We start from the raw sequence: 18,689 nt of genomic DNA, 5'->3' as shown, positions 1-18,689 counted from the left end.
CTTGTTCTCCCACCCAACAGAAAACCGCCTTAACCTCGGAGGTTAAGACGGTTGGATTTATCTCTATAGAGAAACTTCAAGCTCACTCATATATGTGCTGGATACTCCGTCAGACGGACCAAATTCGAATTCCGTAGACTCGGCAAATTGGCCAGTATAATTGATTCTAATCAGCATCGGCATCGGAGCATGACCTTCTGGCACCCATCTGGCTGTAGCCTTATAGCGGCCGATAGGTATATTGTCGATTCCAGCTCCTCCGGCAATAGGACCTCCACGTTTAATGATTGTTTGTCCTGGGCTTCCGTCAAGTAGCGGACCAGTCGGTGTAAGTGTCAATTCTAGATCGTTCATATTGAACTCTGGCAAGGTATCGTCGAAATTCTTGAAGTTCGGATAGACATACATCTGACCATTAAAATTAGACCAAGTAAAATTACGGACAGCTCCCTTGCTTCCTGAGACAGGAAGATCACCGTCGGCTTCTAACTGAAACATATACGTTTTACCATTAAATTGCTTCTTTACATGAGCCCCCATATGATAGGTTGTAGACATTTGCGGCAGCTCGATTAGATAGTGCCCTGTTTCATCGGTGACTCCTAGGATGTTGCTGTCATACATAAACGTGTTATCTGCAAAGACACTGACTTCTGGAATCGGTTGGCCGCTAGCGTTTCGGACATATCCTTTGACAACATAGGGTTCAACCTCCTCTTTGACAGGGTCGGACGGTGTTGCAGGCGACGGAGTCGGTACAGGATTTGAGACGATGTTCGGCTCGTCAATCTGGATTGTGGTTATGCTCCCGTTTCTGGCGTAAGTGACTTTATAACCTGTGCTCTCCGCTACAAAACGTAAAGGGACTAGCGTATTTCCGTTCACAATCTGTGTAGGTACTTCCATGCTAACTTCAGTTCCGTTCACTTTTGCGATGGTGCTGTTGATCGTTAATTCGATGGTAAGTCCGTTCTTTGTTCCGATTGCCTGTTGGCTATCACCCGAATCAATCCATTTTACCTTAAAGCCAAGCGTTTCAAATAATTTGCGAAAAGGAACTAACGTTGAACCGTCTTTGATGACGGGACTGACCTCACTAAATGTCAACTCTTGCCCTTTAAAAAACACACGGATCATCGGACCCTCTGCTGGTGCTGGAGAAGGTGTCGGAGAAGGTATAGGTGATGGTGATGGTGATGGCGCCGTTGGCGTTGGCGATGTGCCGCCAGTGGTCATTGGTTTTTTATATTTAATTGGTTTCGAAGCTACCGTTCCTTGCGGCGTCTCGATTTCCAGCACATAATACTGTGTCTCTTTGATTGTGCCGTTATCACTTGCGTATAAATTAAAGGTTAACTCACCTTCGAATTCCCCCACAGGCTCTCTAACATCTTTGCGAAATCCTGGGTTCACAATTACCGTTTCATGCGTAGTACCTGTCGAGGTTATAATCGTCTTATCCTGAACAATACCAAGCAGCCAGCCAGTCGTTACCCGGTTCGTTCTCCACACGCCTTTAGAATTATCCTTGCCATAATCATCGGTTGAACGCAGTACAACGCTATTGATGACCGTTTTCTTTGCCAAATTCAACTGCAACTTGAAGTGACCGTCCTTCTTGCCTTCCGGTGTAAAATCTACGGAACCGACGACATCAGCCCCTGTATCAAGCAAGCTGAATTCCTTGATTTGTACACCTTCAGGTGTCGTCTCACCAAACGCCCCTACCATTGCTCCAAACGAGAGGCTTCCCGCCAATAATAGAGAAAGTGCCGCCGTTTGTTTGAAACTGCTTAATTTTACCTTCATGTGTTCAGTCTCCTTTTCTTAACTTTTAATGTAGATGAAACAGAGTGAATCCTTTCATTTCCTACATTTTACATCGGGACCATTCCCGTTATCATGAGGCACAGCTAGGAAGTGATTGGGAACATTTAGGTTAAAATTGGGAAGCGCTGGGAACAAAGCTAAAAAAACAAGCCTCTAGAATTGCTTCTAAGGCTCGTTTCGTGTTTAGGGAGACCTACTTGAGCCCCCAAAATTCATTTATTTTTCACTGCACAACTGCTTCATCCCCTAACTCACTTGCGAATAAGGTAATATCCTCTTTCGTCAAAGGAGTAACGAGCGCAAGTTCCTTCCCGAGCGCTGTTTCAATCTGTTCCCGAGCCGCTTGCGTTCGACCGAGTTGTTGAAGCGTTCGCGCATAGAAATAATAGGACTCCGCGTGCTTAGGCGTTTTGGCGATCACCTTGGTATACATCTCATCCGCCTCATTCAGACGACCGAGCATATAATAGTTTTGCGCTAAGTTATCCATAATGGTGATATCGCTGTCATTGTAGGCGTAGGCTTCGAGATTATAAGTAAGTGCCTCTTCCAAGTCTCCCTGCAAAATTTGAAAATAACCATAATTCCCATAGACCAGTGTGTTTTTGACCTCGTTTGCTAGTTCTTGCAACATGCTCAAAGCCTCGTCCCGCTTGTTCTTCAACCAGTACACCGTGGCCACATTGAGCTTCGCTTGTATGCGAATATCTGAAGCTTTCGCTGATTGAAGGACCTCTTCAAACATTTGCTCAGCCTTGGTAAGATCACCTGTCTTCATTAACAAATAACCATATCCAATCTGATGTTTTGGCAAAAAGGCTTTCGAGACATACGCTTTTTCCATCCAAATCAACGCTTGCTCACGATCACCCTTCATATAGGCCAGATTGCCCCTCTGAGCGTACATAGCAGATCGGTTCACATAAACAAAATAACCTAGGATGACCACGATTGCAGCTACCCCAATTAACCAGTTAACCTGAAACGCCATAACAATTAAGACAATTACAACGATAAGCTTAAGAATACTTTTAAGGATTGGCGGCATGCAAACTTCTCTCCTTTACAAACGCTAGTAAGTTGTAAACATTGTACCAAAAAAGTAGACACTTCTCCTAAACAAAAATAAGACCGAATGACCATCTGTTACATAGATGGCTTCGGTCTGATACAAGGTAGAACCTATGGCAGAGCTAATTTCCCCAAGATCGTCGGTCTTTCTGCTCCCGTCGCCGCTGGAACGTTGTTCGGCTCTCCTTGGATGAATGCATTGCCGAGCAGTGCAAACAGAATCGCTTCCTTGGCATCTGCTGAAATACCAAGTTCATCTGACGTAAGAATGGTTTGCTCAGGCAGTAAATCTGCCAGCATCCGAAGCAGCGTGCGATTATGCGCACCGCCACCACTTACGATCACTTCCGCAATGCTACACTGTGGCAAAATGTATGCCTGATACCCGCGTGCAATCGTATGCGCGGTAAAAGCCGTCGCTGTCGCCACGATATCCTCGTGCGAAAGCCCCTGCTCCAGAGCAGAAACCAGCCATGCCGAGGCATAGGCTTTCCCGAACATTTCACGGCCCGTCGTCTTCGGAGGCGGTTCTTGGAAATACGGATGTGCGAGCATGTCCGCTAGCAATCCATTATGTACCTTGCCTTTGGCAGCCCAATCGCCATTGGCATCGTACGAAAGCTTCCCTTTGGATAGCTCATACACAACCTGATCCATCACCATATTCCCCGGGCCGGTATCAAAAGCAATCATACCGCCATCCGCACTATCGGCCGGAAGAGCCGTGCAGTTGCCAATTCCGCCTATGTTTTGAAGGATTCGGCCCTTATCCGCATCTCTGAACATGAGATCGTCGCCATAAGGTACAAGCGGTGCGCCTTGCCCGCCAACAGCTATATCCGCTGTCCTAAAATCACCAACGACAGGTTTGCCTGTTCGTTTGGCAATGACGGACAAATCCCCGATTTGCAGCGTTGATTTGGGAAGAAAACGGTCCGCTTCATCCGCTACTGGGATGTGCCAGATCGTCTGCCCATGCGTCGAAATCAGATCGATGTCGTCCATGCGTATGTTTGCTGCTTGGGCCGTTTGGATTACGGCATCTGCGAAACGCTCTGCTATAGCGAAGTTCATGCCACACACTTGCGCAACATCGGAATGCTCGATCGTGCATAATCGCTTAAGCTTTTCTCGCATCTCCTCATCAAAAGGCAGACTCTCAAAGTGAAGCAGCTTGATGTTCGTTTCTACGCCTCGCCCCTCTATGTGGACAATGGCAACATCAATGCCATCCAGGGAGGTGCCAGACATAAGTCCTGCTATGGTTAGGGAATCTTTATTCAGAAGTGTACGCAACATGATAACTCATCTCCATTCTTTCATTTTTGCTGAAATAAGCTCAAACGGATTAGAAAGGGAACGTAGATGTCCTAATTGGCCGAAATCGGACGAAACGATACCTAAGGGGAACGTAGAGGCACTATCGGGTCGATTTTCGTGCGTTATGACGGTTTTCAACAAAATAGGATACTGTAGTTCCCTCTCGATGACGATTTTATCTATTCCCTCCAAGATAGAGCATTCTAGTTCCCTGTCCATGGCCTGGGAGGCCTTATGGGTTAATACCTTTTATTTTCAACAAATCTATTGGGATTGCGAGAGTATGAGATTGTGCAGCCTTGGCCGAATTTGTAAAATGTGTTCCGTTCGACCGAAATGAACCCGATTGGTAAGAAAAATGACTTGTAGATCCTGCTCAGGCTCGAACAACAGGCTTGTACCTGTAAAACCAGTATGTCCGAAAGAATGCTCGGAGGCATAGTCACCGCTAAATAAGAAGCTCCTCGGATTTCTAAGCAACCAACCCAGCCCCCGAAACTCTTGGTCATACGGTGTAAAGTTACGGGATGACAACTCGATAGCTGCCCTGGAAATAATTCTTCGTCCCTTAAAAACGCCCTTCTGCCGGATCATTTCAGCATAATTCGCTACATCATGAATCGTCGAGAATAACCCCGCATGACCGCTTATACCGTGCATGAGCTCCGCTTTTTCATCGTGAACAATGCCTGCCTTGTACGCTTGACGCTGTTCCGAAAACTCGGTAACCGCATAACGCGTTTCCGCGAAGGTTGGGCAAAACCCCGTTTCCGCCATCTCCAGCGGTTCAAAAATCTCCCGTTTGAGATAGGTGTCGAAGGCTTCACCAGTCACAGATTCAATGATCAGATAGAGCAATATCAGGCCAATATCACTATAAACAACCTTAGTTCCTGGGGGATGGAGCGGCCGTTCGTTTAAGATCAGATCCACCAGCTCGTCCCTGGACAGATGCATGAGTCCTCTCATACCTGGGATATCCGCCCTAAGCCCTGAGGAATGTGTTAGCAGATGAACAATCCGGATGGGTTCTTCCTGAAAGAAGCGAAATTGCGGTAAAAAACTCCCAATCGGATCAGCCAAAGTAAGTTTCCCTTGATCCATCAACTGAAGCACAGCAGGCAGCGTTGCAACTACTTTGGTCAGTGAAGCCAAATCAAAAACCGTATCCACGCTCATCGGAGCAGCTTCCGGATACATCACTCGGCTCCCATAGGCTTGCTTCACTACTTCTTTCCCTCTTTGGGCGATGTAAAGGACTGCGCCAGGTAGATGACCTGCGGCAATTTCTTGTTCGATGAAGTTGCTTATCTTAGCGATATCCCAATTGGACATAATGTGCTCCTTCAGTTTTATTGCTTTGAATCCGGAAGTGAGATAGTCGATATAATCGACTATCTCGCTACAATAGCAGCTATGCACGGGAGTTAGTCGAAATATTCAACTATCAAGACTCCAAAAGTCCATTCTGCGCTCCCGCAAGTCGATAAATCGACTTACTGACCCCCACTAGCCTAATAGTCCGAAATTGCCAAATTAATCTAATTGAAGCTACCATTAAATCTTATTTAGTCCTAAATAACCCAATTAAATCGACCAAAACAAGTCACATGCCAGATAAATGGTTAAATAATTCGGCAAAACCGGACTAATGGTCTTTCTACATACGTAATCCTCAATTTAAGTCGGAGAAATCGGACTAAACGCAGCAGCTTCTGGAAAAAAATAGACTTGCAACTTCCGTCACTGAACGCTCTCCCATCTCCAGCCCGCTGGATAGTCAGAACCAAGCGACACCGGCAAACGCCCTTGCGGTGTCACCATTCCGAGCAGCGCACGCGCCGTACTTTGCAGCGCCAGCGGCCGGCTTTCGTAAGCCGCGACGAACGTCGACACGTCCGGGAACTCCAGCAGGTCGTACGGCACGCGCAGCGCGACAACGACCAGCGGCTTGCCGAGCGCTTGCAGGTCGCGCACCAGCGCGACCTGCGCAGGATGGAATCGGGCGTTGTACGTCCCGATGACGATCTGCTCCGCGGCCGCCGCATCCGCAAGCACCGCTGCGCGGCGCTCGTTCACCTCCGCAAGCGGGAGCACGCGGTTGAGCACGTCCAAGCCGTGCTCGGCCAGCGCAGCGCCCAAGCTTGCGACGCCCGCATAGGCTTCGTCGACGCCCGACGAAACCGCCGCGGCCACGGTGACCGCGAGCGTCCGCACGCGAGGCAGCGGCAAGAGCTGCTGCTCGTCCTTGACGAGCGTGATGCTCGCCTCGCTGAGGCGCGCGGCAACCGCGCAATGCGCCGCGGTCCCGACCTCAAGCGCAGCCTCATCATGAGGCTGCTCCGCAATCACCCCGCGCCGCGCTTTCAGCGCGAGCAAGCGCCGTACCGAAGCATCAATATGCGCTTCGGCAATACGCCCTTCGCGCACCGCTTGCTCGATCGCCGCAATGGCGCCGACCTGCAAGTCCTGACGGTGGCTGATCAACACCAGATCAGCACCTGCTTCAACCGCCATAACGGCAGCGGCAACCGTACCGTAATGCTCGGAGATCGCGTGCATCTCCATGCAATCGGTCATGATGACGCCGTCATACCCAAGCTCCTCACGAAGCAGCCCCGTGAGAACAGTCTTGGAAAGGGTAACCGGCAGTTTCTTAGACTCTAATGCCGGGAAATAAATATGCGAGGACATAATCGCATCGACTCCACCTTCAATCGCCTCTACGAAAGGCACTAACTCCACCGCACGAATCCGTGCTTCATCATGTGTAATTGTTGGCAAATCCAAATGAGAATCGGTATTCGTGTCCCCATGACCAGGAAAATGCTTAGCGGTTGCCACGACATTCGCATCTTGGAAGCCCCGTACAGCTTCTCGGCCATACTGAGCGACTTTCTCCGGTGATTCGCCGAATGAGCGCACGCCAATAACCGGATTATCCGGGTTGTTGTTCACATCCAGATCCGGTGCAAAGTTCAGATTGATACCGAGCGAGCGCAGTTCTTTGCCCGAAATAAAGGACGCTTCATATGCTCCTTGTGGACCTGCATCTCCGGCGGCCAGCGCCATAGATCCGGGCATAAGCGCTACCCCCTCGGTAATGCGGGCTACCATGCCGCCCTCTTGATCGATGGAAATCCAGAGCGGCAACGTTCCGTTACGCTCCGCAATTTCCTGCAAACGGCCGGATAACTCAGCAATCTGCTCCGTATTCTGTACATTCCGTGCAAAATAAATAACACCGCCGATGCGCTGTTCCACGATTAGTGTTTCCAGCGATTCTGACGGTTCCGTACCTTCAAATCCGCAAAGAATCATCTGTCCGATTTTCTCACGCAGCGACATCTCCTGAATTTCTCTCATCTTCACTACCATCCCTTGTAACATAAGTGTGTATGTGTGTATGTGTGTATGTGTGTCTGTGTGTGTCACTGCAAACGGTTCAGCGCCATGAGCGCAGCACCGCTAGCGGCATCTCTCTTCGGTGTTATACAGGTCATAGCTGGATAATGTTCTTTGAGCCCATTAATAAAAGCTAGCTGAATGAAGCTGTTCTTAAGAAGCGCACTCCCAGCCATCGCAAGAACTCCCTCTTGCATCGAAAGTTTCTCCGCAACGGGTACAACCAGTTCGAGCAACGAACGGGCACTTTTGTCGGCGATAGCCAGTGCCGCTTGATCTCCAAGCTCGCATGCTTGGGATAAAATAGGCGCAAGCGCAGCGATATCCTTCTTATTGGTTTGTTTGTCATAAACAAACCCGATGATTTGCCCAATCGATGTCATGCCTAATTGCTCAAACACCATTTCTGTAATAACCGTCGCAGGCAACCGCCCATCATGAGCCCGTACAACGATAGAAAGCAGATCTCTTCCTATACTGTAGCCACTGCCCTCATCATCAATGAGGTAGCCATAGCCGCCAGCGCGATGTGTGCCACCAGCTTCATTTTTGCCATAACAAATTGAACCTGTCCCTGCGATCAGTATGATCCCGAGCTCCTTGTTATGCGCTCCGCAAAGCGCAGTATCTTGATCGCCGGTTATGAACAATGGTCCCTTATACCCACTAGCCCGAACACTGGCTTCCAAACGTGTGGTGACCGTTGGATTGCTCACGCCAGCCGCCCCGATGCACACTTGCGCGCAATGCCCAAGCCCATCGCATACGCGATCAATTGTCCGAAAAATGTCCACCAGACTAGCTTGAACACTCGCCTCATCCTGGCCATTATAGTTAATCGCCCCCGATGTAAACGTATGAACCTCGAGACCGCTCTCATCGACGATGGTGACTGCTGTTTTCGTACCTCCACCATCTAGTCCTACTGCATATCTCTTCATAGATAAACTCACCTCCTAATGCCTCGAATGCCTTCTAATACAGATGATACGGCTGCTTTCTGCGAGCAAATTCACGGCTTTCCTCACGGAATTGTTCCAACATAGCCGGAACATCAACCCTTGACTCACGATAGTGGCTGCCGCCGCCAAGCAAATCAATAAATGGTCGTGACCCCTCTTTAACTGGTGGTAAAAATGAAAATTGCTCATAATTGTTCTGAATCGTGTACATCAACGTTACGCCTATATCAATGGGACGAACCGCACGGTTGTCGAGGACATGAATTTGTACTCCTGCGCATTGTTCTCCCTGAAACTTAGAAAAAGTCGGTTTGAAATAAACAGGACGGAACACAACGCCCAGCAGCTTCCTCGCATTCATTTCATCTGCCAACTTCTGTGCATCAATGAACGGAGCACCGATAACCTCAAATGGGACTGTCGTTCCTCTGCCTTCCGACAGATTCGTTCCTTCAATAAGACAAGTGCCAGGATACAGCATCGCTGTCTCAAATCGTGGAATGCCAATGGAAGGCATGATCCAAGGGCGTCCTGTGTCCGAGAACAGCATGTTTCGCTCCCAACCTTCACAGCGTACGATATGCAGCTTGCCATGCCACCCCTTTTCATCATTCGCCATCAGAGCGACCTCTCCTGGCGTCAGTCCGTAGCGGACACTGAGCGAGTAGTTGCCAACAAAGGATTCGAAGCCGCTTTGCAGCACATTGCCTTCTACTGTTATCCCATCCAGCGGATTCATGCGGTCCAACACGACAAATTCTTTGCCAGCTAGCGCACAATCTTCCAACGCATAAAGCATCGTATACAGGAAAGTATAGTAACGGGTTCCTACATCTTGAATATCGTAGACGATGATATCGACCTCATCCAACATGTCCTGCGTCAGACGTTTGGAATCTTTTCGATACAAACTATAGACGGGAACTCCCGTCAGCGGATCCATATATGTGTCGACCAGTGCACCTGCTGCTAGATCCCCACGAACCCCGTGCTCTGGCGAAAACAGAGCCACCAGGTTGAATTTCTCATGTAAAATTTGTATGGTAGATGCAAAATTCTTGTTTAATCCCGTAGGTGCTGTAATTAGCCCTACTCGTTTACCTTTGAACAAGTGAGCATACTTATCTATACAATCGATACCATTTAAGATCATCGCTGCCTCCCCAAACTCGCCTTGATTCTAAAATGACTGCAACAAGCTCAAGCCTCGTTACAGTCATTTGGTATTTGTTTATGATTTAGTTTTATAATTCCGATTGACGAATACGCATTGTTTCTTCTGGAACCATGAACGTCTGTGCATATTCTTTTCTCGCTTCAAGACCACGTACACGCATCAGATGCTTGTAATATTCCAAGTATTGGAACGATTTACTGCCTGTCACGAACCAATGTGTCGAAACTGCCTTCACCCAGAGATCAAACGCTTCTTTAGGGAAATCGACATAAACGTAAGGAACGTAATCAACAGCATCCTCCCAGTTTTCAGCGTAATACAATTTAGCTGCGAAGTGCGCAGGCTTCTCCCGCTCAAACGAGCCTAGCCCTGCGAAAAAGCGCGCATCATTCACAATACGGTGAGTCGTCATATGATCTTTATGCATGCTGTTTTTAAAATGCGTAATGATCACGTTCGGACGCACATCGCGAATCACATCGCATACGCGATAGCGCATTTCTTCGTTATCTTGCAGTTCACCATCTGGAATATCAAAAACGATGGAATCCCCGCCTAACATCTCAGCAAAAGTTTTAGCTTCATTTACTTTTTGTGCACGATATTCCTTCATGTCTTGTCCAGCAGGAACGCCACGTTCCCCAGCAGTTAACGCTAAAGTAACAATTCGATCACCTTTCAGAGAGTGGTGGGCTAAAACACCGCCTGCCGTTAATTCCGCATCTCCGACGTGACCTCCGATAGCTAGTATGGTCATTTTGGGCTCGCTCATTATACAAACTCCCTTCTCATGATAGCAAATAGTTTCACAGTTTGAAAACCTGCTCGTTCATAAATCCGGATGGCTGGGTTCGACATACCTGTAAATAGCGACATGTATTCGGTTCCCATTTCCTGAAACGCTTCACATAGCTTGTAAAATAATAAACTGCCTAAACCATGACCCTCGTGCTCAGGAAGTACACCGATACCGGCAAAATAACCTCGCCCATTCGCTTGACGAATAACGGGTCCTGCGAAGCCAATGGTCTTGCCTTGATAGGCAGCGATGATAACGGGCACGCCATTTGCCGTGGATGCGCCGATCTCCTTTTGCCATAATGGATTCCCAAAGCCCTCCAGCATGTCTTCCACACCAACGTGCTTACCTGGGTCAAACATGTCGATTGTATACCCTTGGGCGCTCGCTTTGGCTTCTTTCACGCTATATTCCTCTGGCATCGTAAACGCTGACAAATGGAGATACATGGCGCATTGCTTCGCACGATCGGCATAGCCTGCACCAAGCAAAAATGAATATAACTTACTATCTACAGGAACGCCCGGGGCATTATTATGCTCATGCTGGGGCGTATCCGGGATATACCATGGCAATAACATCGGATTGAAAAAGAGAATATCGGCTTGCTTTTTACCCAACTCTTTAAACCGATCTTCCAAAGCAGTTAATAGCATTAAATAATTGGCATCTGTTTCAAAACCGCTCGCTAACACGATACATGTGATATATCCAGCAACATCGCCAAGCGGAAGATCATCCCCCGTACATCCACAGGCAAAACCGACGACCTTATCATTGGCTAGTAGAAGAAATGTGCCGTCTTTATCAAAATAACGATTTCCCGTGAAGATCTGCTCAAAGCTTTGATCTGTAAGCTCCTTATAGCCATCCTTCATCGCGGCATCATTCCATAACGCGATGACGGCGTGCCGATAGGAAGCATCCCATGTTATCAACATGCTGCAGCTGCCTCCTTTTGAACCGACTGATTAACCCTTCACTGCACCTACAGTTACGCCTTCCAAAAAGTATTTTTGTAGGCTAAAGAACAGAACAAACATAGGTAATGCTGAGATGGTTGCCCCTGCCATCATTGGCGCGATATAGGTTGTGTTGGCAAAACGGAAGTTTTTGAGACCAACCTGAATCGTCTGCATTTCCATCGTATTCGTAACGAGAAGCGGCCAGAAGAAGGTGTTCCAGCTATCCATAAAGGTCAGAATCGCCATAACTGCCATAACCGTTTTGGATAGTGGCAAAATGATACGAATATAAATTTGGAACTGGCTGCATCCTTCAATTTTGGCACTTTCCATAATCTCGTTCGGGATACTGCTCATGAATTGCTTCGCCAAGAAAATGTTATACACGGTTACTAGCCCCGGCATAATCAACGCACTGTACGTATCTTGTAAATTAAATACATTCACAACCAGAATGTACAAAGGAACTTGTGTAACTTGATAAGGAATCATCATGGACATCAGCAACAGTCCGAACAGGAAGCCTCTACCCTTAAAGCGAAGCTTCGAGAAAGCATACCCCGCCATACTGGCAAAAATCACGTTTGAGACCGTTACCGTTGCAGCCACGATAAGTGAATTCAATAACCACCGATAGGAATACTCACTGTAGTCAAAGAAAAACTTAAAGGAAGCAAAGGAAACTTTGGTCGGGAAAATGGAATAACTCACCGCACCAGCTTCTACAGGATCTCCGAGTGCAGAAATGAACATAAAGTAAATCGGGAAAATCGTCGCCAGAGCAAAAAGAAGAAGGGCGATAAAAATGATGGAGTTACGCATTGTTTTCACTTTTGGATTGCCTGCATGATTGCTATATAAAGACATTTTTTATCTCCCCTTTCCTAGTACTCGACGTCTTTCCCCGCGTATTTAAATTGAATAACCGATATTACTGCTATGATGACGGCTAGAATCAGAGATTGTGCCGCTGCTTTGCCAAATTCAAAATACGTAAATGCATTGTTGAAGATGAGTAACCCCACCATCGTCGTTGCATTGTTAGGTCCACCACCTGTCATCAGGTAAGCGTTCTGGAACACCTGGAAGGAACCGATCACACCAGTTACTAGCAGGAATAAGGTTGCTGGTTTAAGACTTGGAACGACGATGTGCCAAAGTTTTTGGAGAAAATTCGCTCCATCAATCTCAGCCGCTTCATAATACGTATCATCAATTCCGAGCAAGCCGGCCAAATAAATAATGATGCTGGTACCATGACTGGACATCCACGACATGAATACCAATGAAAACATAGCTGTTTTACTAGAACCCAGCCAGTTCTGATTCTCAAAGCCAAAGAAATGAATAAGTTGATTTAAAATTCCACCCTCTAAAGGATCGAAAATCCATAGCCATACAACGGATAAAGCAACACCTGAAGCTACAACAGGTAAATAGTAAATACCTTTAAAAAAGGACTGTGTTTTCTTTCTAAGCGGCAAAATCAAGACTGCAATCGCCATGGAGAGAAACAGGTTAACCGGCACAGTCAATACGGTATACACAAGCGTATTTTTCATGGCTTGCCAGAATAGGCCATCCTTCAGTGAGCTTGCATAGTTATCAAAGCCGACATAAGTGGAGCCTAGTGGTTTATACTTTTGCAAACTAATGATAAATGCACTTACGACCGGGTAGGCTGTAAACATGGCAAACACAAGTAAGGACACAGCAATAAAGATATATCCCCAGGCGCCATCTCCCTTAATTCTTTTTCGCTTTATCGACTTCGCCATTACTGCCATACGATTCAACCCTCTTTTCACAACTTGCTTAAAATGATTCGGATAGTCGTGCAATGTTCTGCCCGACTATCCGAGGATTATACCCTATTCTTAGTCTTTAACGATTCCGTCCGCACCGAAGGCAGCAATGGCAGCAGCTTTAACAGCTTCATACATCGCTTCAGGTGTAACTTCACCTGCAATTAGACCTTGGAATTTAGGAACGATCACTTCTGTTTCTAGCTTGATCGCTTTAGCAGACAATTCAGATGGAATGTCAGAGCGAGCTGGTGTTGCATTTTTAAGCATATTATCAACAGCTGCAACGTTGTCAGGGTTTCTTTCAATCTTCATGTTGGCTGCTTCTTTTTTAGCGCTTTGTGTAATGTGTGCGGCGAACAAATCGTTGTTCGTCGTTGCTGCAACCTTACCGCTAGCTAGGAAGTAAGCGGCTTTTACGACGTTTGCTTTGTGTTCTGCAGTTGGTTCTTTTTTACCACGGAACGTCATGTAACCATCAACAACTGTAGCAGCCGAAGGTTTCGCACCTTGGAACGTTGGCGCTGGCAATACGATGTAGTCAACTGGGATACTGTCTTTTACTGCGGAACCGTCAGCAGCTTTAATCTTCGCGTTATTCGTTTTTGCAGAGTTCTCGAATGTAGCAAGACCTTTACCTGTGATCATCGTTTGTCCTGTTAAGAACATGTTCCAACGTTTACCTGCATCTACAGAGCTAAGCTCTTTCGGCATGGAACCATCGTCGATCAATGCACGAAGATCTTTCAGCAAGCCTAAGTAGTTTTTGCTAGTATACGCATATTTCAAGTCTTTATTAAACGCATGCGGCATGCCTGCATTTTTGGCCATAATCCCTAGGTAATCCACAGCGGCAACGCCTTTTACCGCGAATACGAAGCCATATCTTGTTTTACCATTCTCAGTAACTACGCCTTTTTTGATCGCTTGACGGAATTCATCGTACGTCCAACCGTTTGTCTGTACTTTTTTCCAATCAATGYCGGCCTTCTCTAAGAACTCTTTGTTACCGCCAAGTGCATGAACTTCCATATAAGCTGGGAAGCCGTACAAGCCTTTGCCGTTCTTCATATATTCAAGTGGAGCTTTATCGTAATCACTAATCATTTCAGGCGTTGCTGTACTTGTAATATCCATCAACAAACCTTGCTCGATGTACTTCGGAATGCCGTCAGAACCACCAAAAGCGATATCCGGCGGGCTACCTGCATTCACTTGTGTATCTAGCTTTTGTTTCACATCTTCCCAGCTAGCCGGTTCGATTTTCAACGTAAGATTCGGATAAAGCGCCGTGAAATCTTTGGAAATTTGCTCGAAATTTTTCTGATAGTTCGGTGAAACCGGAGGAAGTAAAGCAGTAATCGTGTCTTTGGCTGTGCTGGCCGTAGCTGCAGGTGCGTTCGTGCCTGCTGGTGTAGTCGTTTCTTTCGTACCAGAGTTACCACCACAAGCTGTTAGAGCCATTGTTAAAGCTACGACAGAAGCTAATACGGGCATTTTTCTTTTCATGAAAAACAAACCTCCTAGGTTAGGGATCCTTGAGTGTAGCTCAAGTCTCTCCTTTTTTGTTTTAAAATGATTAAACCACTTTGACAAAGGTACGTATGGCTCTCTTCAAACTACCCTCACACTGTTCTAACGCATCGACCGCTTCCTTCACTTCCATGCCGGTTTTAATCATCATAATGGCAAGTTTACAGTTCATCGACGCTTTCTCAAGATGAGCAATCGCTGTGGATTCATCCACTCCCGTCGCAATCCGAATGATGCGAACAGAACGATCGTACAACTTGATATTACTAGCCTTCATGTCAACCATGAGATTATTATATGTCTTTCCAAGCTTAACCATAGTTCCTGTGGTCAGCATGTTAAGCACCAGCTTCTGTGCTGTACCCGCCTTCAGACGCGTAGATCCCATAATTACTTCCGGCCCAACGACTGGCGCGATGCATACATCTGTCACAGCTACCAATTTGGAATTCTTGTTATTCACAACACCAATCGTTGCCGCTCCAATTTCTTTCGCTTTCTTCAAGCAAGCAATAACGAATTGTGCACTTCCGCTGGCTGTGATCCCAATTACCGCATCCTTCGCTGTTACTCCGCATCGTTCTATGAGGGCGACCCCCTCCTCAGCGTTGTCTTCAAAGCCTTCCACTGCTGTACGTAGTGCTCCATCGCCACCAGCGATATGACCTTGCACCAACATTGGATCAATACCAAAGGTTGGAGGACATTCAGATGCATCAAGCACACCGAGTCTGCCAGAAGAACCAGCTCCTACGTAGAGCATCCTGCCACCGTTTCTGAGAACTCCATGCAAGATATCAACCGCTTTCATGATCTGCGGTATCTCAGCTCCGACTGCTGCTGGAACCAATGCATCCTGTTCATTCATCATCCGAAGCATTTGCTCTGTTGAACATTCGTCAATTGTCTGTGTCTTCTCATTAATCTCTTCCGTAGTTAAACCCGATAGATACTCATCCATAGCTGCTATCCTCCTGCCTGCTGAACTTCTTTACGGTTTTATACTAACGAAAAACTTCAAATTGGTCAATACTTTTTGAAATTTTATTTTATGGTAAAATAAAATATTGATTTTTTATTTCTTATAAATCGACAAAAAAACGAGGCCCGGAAGGACATCGTTAGTTTGTTCGATTGGCTTATTTTCTATGCTTGCTGCTGGCAATAATATCGTGTGTTTTGGCCAAATATTTCTTCACATGCTTATATTCACTGCTCGCTACCCCTGCAAAAAGGATATCAATTACCGTCAACATGGCAATGCGCGAGCCCATAGCTCCGCTTCGAATCGTGACTTCCGGTGTCGAAATGCTGAGTACAATATTCGCATTATCCGCTAAGGCGCTTTTATTATACTTCGTAATCGCAATGATCGTGGCGCCATTCTTCTTGGCGATTTCGAGCGTATCAAGAATCTCAATCGTGCTGCCCGAATTGGAAATGAAGATCGCGACGTCACCTTTCCCCATCAACGTGGCTGCCGTTAGTTGACTATGGCCATCCGTGTAGGTGTGGCACATCTTGTTAATACGTGAAAATTTCTGCTCAGCATCCATTCCAACTAGACCAGAGGCACCGATCCCGAAGAAAACAATGCGATTGCAGGCCACTAACACTTTGACGGCGCGAGCAATTTCATTTCGATCAATAACACTGAGCGTGTCTTCAATCGATTTACTATTATTGCGCGATATGTTGGAGATAATCGTTGAGAGATCATCTCCCGGTTGAATATCGGTGTATTGGTCCTTCTGCTCCTCATCCATCGATCCCAGCGAAGCTGAAATACTTACGATAAAGTTGCGATAGCCCTTATATCCCATCGTTTTGCAGAAGCGCAGTACAGAAGCATCACTTGTTTTCGTTGATTGCGCGAGACTCTTAATGGAAAGATGGGGAATCTCGTCCACATTGTCTAATATATACTCAGCCACTAACTTCTCTACAGGAGTTAGGCTGTCTTTCATATCGCGAATTTTGATCAAAATATTATCATTTATTGACATATAGTTTCCCTACTCACTATAGATTATCCGTGCTGAAATCACCTCCATCATACGGATAATTAGGCGAAAACACAAGATACTTTTGTAAGTTATTTGTAAAATTTAATAGCATTATTAAAATTTAATTTCATAAAAATTAATAAAAAAGAAATTAATTTGCAGTATGTAGAGCTGCCATTCTTAGCGTGATGCTTTACTAGCAGCGAGATTTAGTTGTTTGGAATTGGTGGATACACTGAGGAGGATTCAGTGAAAATCGTTATTTGCGCGCATGATAGACAGTTAGTTCACACGGGTGAATGTTGCGGTCGAAAGAACAGCAAAAAACATGTTCAAGCGCTTCTTCTCGAGCGGGTTTCTTTGTTTTGCGCGGTGCGCTCTCCATGCAGAAATATTTGATCCAAGACCGTCTTTTGATCTTACATATTTCACCATAATGTCCCCCTGCTGAAATCCTCCCAGGGCAACCGCCGCCTGTTAACTTACTTCCTCCACCAAAGGACGGTCTTGTATGAAATAACTGGATTTTATGTTGTTACCCCACCCGAATTGGCTGACTTTGGAGGATTAGCTGGATTTACAAATTTAATTTGGTGCATTTTCACCAGATGAGCATGTACTTTTAGCAAACTGCTCTCTCCATACAACTATCTTTCACTGTTTTTCATCATTTCCCCCTTTCCTAGAGCCTACTTCAATATAGCTATATCCCCTGCGTGCTTCAACGCAATCCTGCCATTTAGTTTAATCATTTCGAGCAGTATTACGAATAATTAGTTTAGGTGTATTTGAAGTTGAGTACCAATCAAAATGAGAATGCCCACTAAATGAAATCGCTAAATGTGCACAGGAGTGGGGCAACAATTCAAGTCATAATCTTGAGGCATTAATGTCTCCCATTTATCCCAAAAYGCCTCGTTTTCGCTGGTTTCAATTAATTTCTCCTTCAACTTAGTGTGTTTAATAGCCAGTTTCATTTCCTTAATAAGCTTTCGGTTTATCTTCAAAAGTATGACCGGCTGAGGCGGGGAATCCCCCGGTTTTTCGGCTGAATTGGCGGTTAAGTTCAGCAATGTTTCAGCTGCAGAGCTGAATATTAGATTTATTTTCCATTTAATACAAAAACGCAAACGGGGCCACTCCATCCGTTAATTCATTACGAATGGAATGGCCCCAGTAGCTTAAGCCTGCTATTACAACGCTTCGGTAGCTGTTAAAAGATCCTGCTTTACCATTCTTGAACTCGTATGCTCTGAGTAGTAGAGTAACCATTTCCTCGGCGAGATTGGCGCCTTCGGATCAAATATCGTTACAAATTTGCCTTGCACAACGCCAGCCTTTACGGCAACGGATACCGCATCCCCATACCAGTCGCTGGACTAGTTACGTTATCATGAATAAGAACTTTCCACCACAACCGAATTAAGAATTAAGTTTCCGAAAGCCAGTTGTCGAGAATCCATCTTGCTACTGCCGCAAGGACTTGAATATCGATTTTGCCGCTATTAAAGATATCGGCAGCTTCGATTTCACTCCAGTTGGCATCAGTTGACTTCGCTCCATAATACTTGGAGATAACGGACAGATCATTGATGGTGACACTCGTCTGACCCTGAACTAGCGTAACAATCTTCGTCAGGAATGTTTGCAGTGCCGTATTCACATCTGTTGTCATCGTGTTTACTTGCGTCTGCGTTGCTGCCGAACTGCTTAATACTGCGTTAGCCCTCGATATAGCCGCCTGCAATTCCGCTCTCGCAGCCGCCGGATATTGACCGACTTTGGTGCCTTCGGTCACTGCATATCATACTTGCTT

The 18,689-nt window shown here is 46.3% G+C and carries 15 protein-coding genes; all 15 read right to left on the bottom strand.

Going from position 1 to position 18,689, the window contains the following annotated elements:
- Positions 1-63: 63 nt before the first annotated feature.
- The 15 genes from AB4114_RS09105 to AB4114_RS09035 all read right to left on the bottom strand — a co-directional run bounded on the left by AB4114_RS09105 (position 64) and on the right by AB4114_RS09035 (position 18,671).
- The gene (locus tag AB4114_RS09105) at positions 64-1,809 is read right to left on the bottom strand and encodes a copper amine oxidase N-terminal domain-containing protein (RefSeq protein WP_441988170.1); all 1,746 of its coding nucleotides are present in this window, start codon (positions 1,807-1,809) and stop codon (positions 64-66) included.
- Positions 1,810-2,053: 244 nt separating this feature from the next.
- Positions 2,054-2,878 (bottom strand): tetratricopeptide repeat protein, encoded by an 825-nt coding sequence (locus AB4114_RS09100; protein ID WP_441988169.1) that lies wholly within the window; start codon positions 2,876-2,878, stop codon positions 2,054-2,056.
- Positions 2,879-3,012: 134 nt separating this feature from the next.
- Complete coding sequence (locus tag AB4114_RS09095) at positions 3,013-4,200, bottom strand: anhydro-N-acetylmuramic acid kinase (protein WP_441988168.1); 1,188 nt, start codon at positions 4,198-4,200, stop codon at positions 3,013-3,015.
- A 285-nt stretch (positions 4,201-4,485) separates the two neighbouring features.
- A complete protein-coding gene (locus AB4114_RS09090) occupies positions 4,486-5,556 on the bottom strand; it encodes a serine hydrolase domain-containing protein (protein ID WP_441988167.1) in 1,071 nt (356 codons plus the stop codon).
- A gap of 408 nt (positions 5,557-5,964) precedes the next feature.
- The gene (gene nagZ, locus AB4114_RS09085) at positions 5,965-7,587 is read right to left on the bottom strand and encodes a beta-N-acetylhexosaminidase (protein ID WP_441988166.1); all 1,623 of its coding nucleotides are present in this window, start codon (positions 7,585-7,587) and stop codon (positions 5,965-5,967) included.
- 65 nt (positions 7,588-7,652) lie between these two features.
- Positions 7,653-8,567: an N-acetylglucosamine kinase gene (locus tag AB4114_RS09080; protein ID WP_441988165.1), complete on the bottom strand. Its 915-nt coding sequence runs from the start codon at positions 8,565-8,567 to the stop codon at positions 7,653-7,655.
- Positions 8,568-8,601: 34 nt separating this feature from the next.
- Positions 8,602-9,741 carry an exo-beta-N-acetylmuramidase NamZ family protein gene (locus AB4114_RS09075; protein WP_441988164.1) on the bottom strand — a complete coding sequence of 380 codons (1,140 nt, stop codon included), beginning with the start codon at positions 9,739-9,741 and terminating at the stop codon, positions 8,602-8,604.
- Between the two features lie 91 nt (positions 9,742-9,832).
- Positions 9,833-10,537 (bottom strand): PIG-L deacetylase family protein, encoded by a 705-nt coding sequence (locus AB4114_RS09070; RefSeq protein WP_441988163.1) that lies wholly within the window; start codon positions 10,535-10,537, stop codon positions 9,833-9,835.
- On the bottom strand, positions 10,537-11,505 hold the full coding sequence (locus tag AB4114_RS09065; RefSeq protein WP_441988162.1) for a GNAT family N-acetyltransferase: 969 nt from the start codon (positions 11,503-11,505) through the stop codon (positions 10,537-10,539). Before AB4114_RS09065 ends, AB4114_RS09070 begins: the two co-directional genes overlap by 1 nt.
- A 30-nt stretch (positions 11,506-11,535) precedes the next feature.
- Positions 11,536-12,396 (bottom strand): carbohydrate ABC transporter permease, encoded by an 861-nt coding sequence (locus AB4114_RS09060; RefSeq protein WP_441988161.1) that lies wholly within the window; start codon positions 12,394-12,396, stop codon positions 11,536-11,538.
- Between the two features lie 17 nt (positions 12,397-12,413).
- Positions 12,414-13,316: a carbohydrate ABC transporter permease gene (locus AB4114_RS09055; protein WP_441988160.1), complete on the bottom strand. Its 903-nt coding sequence runs from the start codon at positions 13,314-13,316 to the stop codon at positions 12,414-12,416.
- A gap of 90 nt (positions 13,317-13,406) precedes the next feature.
- The gene (locus tag AB4114_RS09050) at positions 13,407-14,843 is read right to left on the bottom strand and encodes an ABC transporter substrate-binding protein (RefSeq protein WP_441988159.1); all 1,437 of its coding nucleotides are present in this window, start codon (positions 14,841-14,843) and stop codon (positions 13,407-13,409) included.
- Between the two features lie 70 nt (positions 14,844-14,913).
- Entirely contained in the window at positions 14,914-15,828 is a 915-nt protein-coding gene (gene murQ / locus AB4114_RS09045; protein WP_441988158.1) for an N-acetylmuramic acid 6-phosphate etherase, read from the bottom strand.
- A 178-nt stretch (positions 15,829-16,006) separates the two neighbouring features.
- The gene (locus tag AB4114_RS09040; protein ID WP_441988157.1) at positions 16,007-16,873 is read right to left on the bottom strand and encodes a MurR/RpiR family transcriptional regulator; all 867 of its coding nucleotides are present in this window, start codon (positions 16,871-16,873) and stop codon (positions 16,007-16,009) included.
- A 1,429-nt stretch (positions 16,874-18,302) separates the two neighbouring features.
- Positions 18,303-18,671: a hypothetical protein gene (locus AB4114_RS09035; protein ID WP_441988156.1), complete on the bottom strand. Its 369-nt coding sequence runs from the start codon at positions 18,669-18,671 to the stop codon at positions 18,303-18,305.
- Positions 18,672-18,689 lie beyond the last annotated feature (18 nt).

Origin of the sequence: Paenibacillus sp. 2RAB27, assembly GCF_052115445.1 — a bacterium.
Taxonomy (GTDB): domain Bacteria; phylum Bacillota; class Bacilli; order Paenibacillales; family NBRC-103111; genus Paenibacillus_E.
Note: the sequence above shows the minus strand (reverse complement) of the source record. Positions and strands in the feature narration are given on the sequence as shown.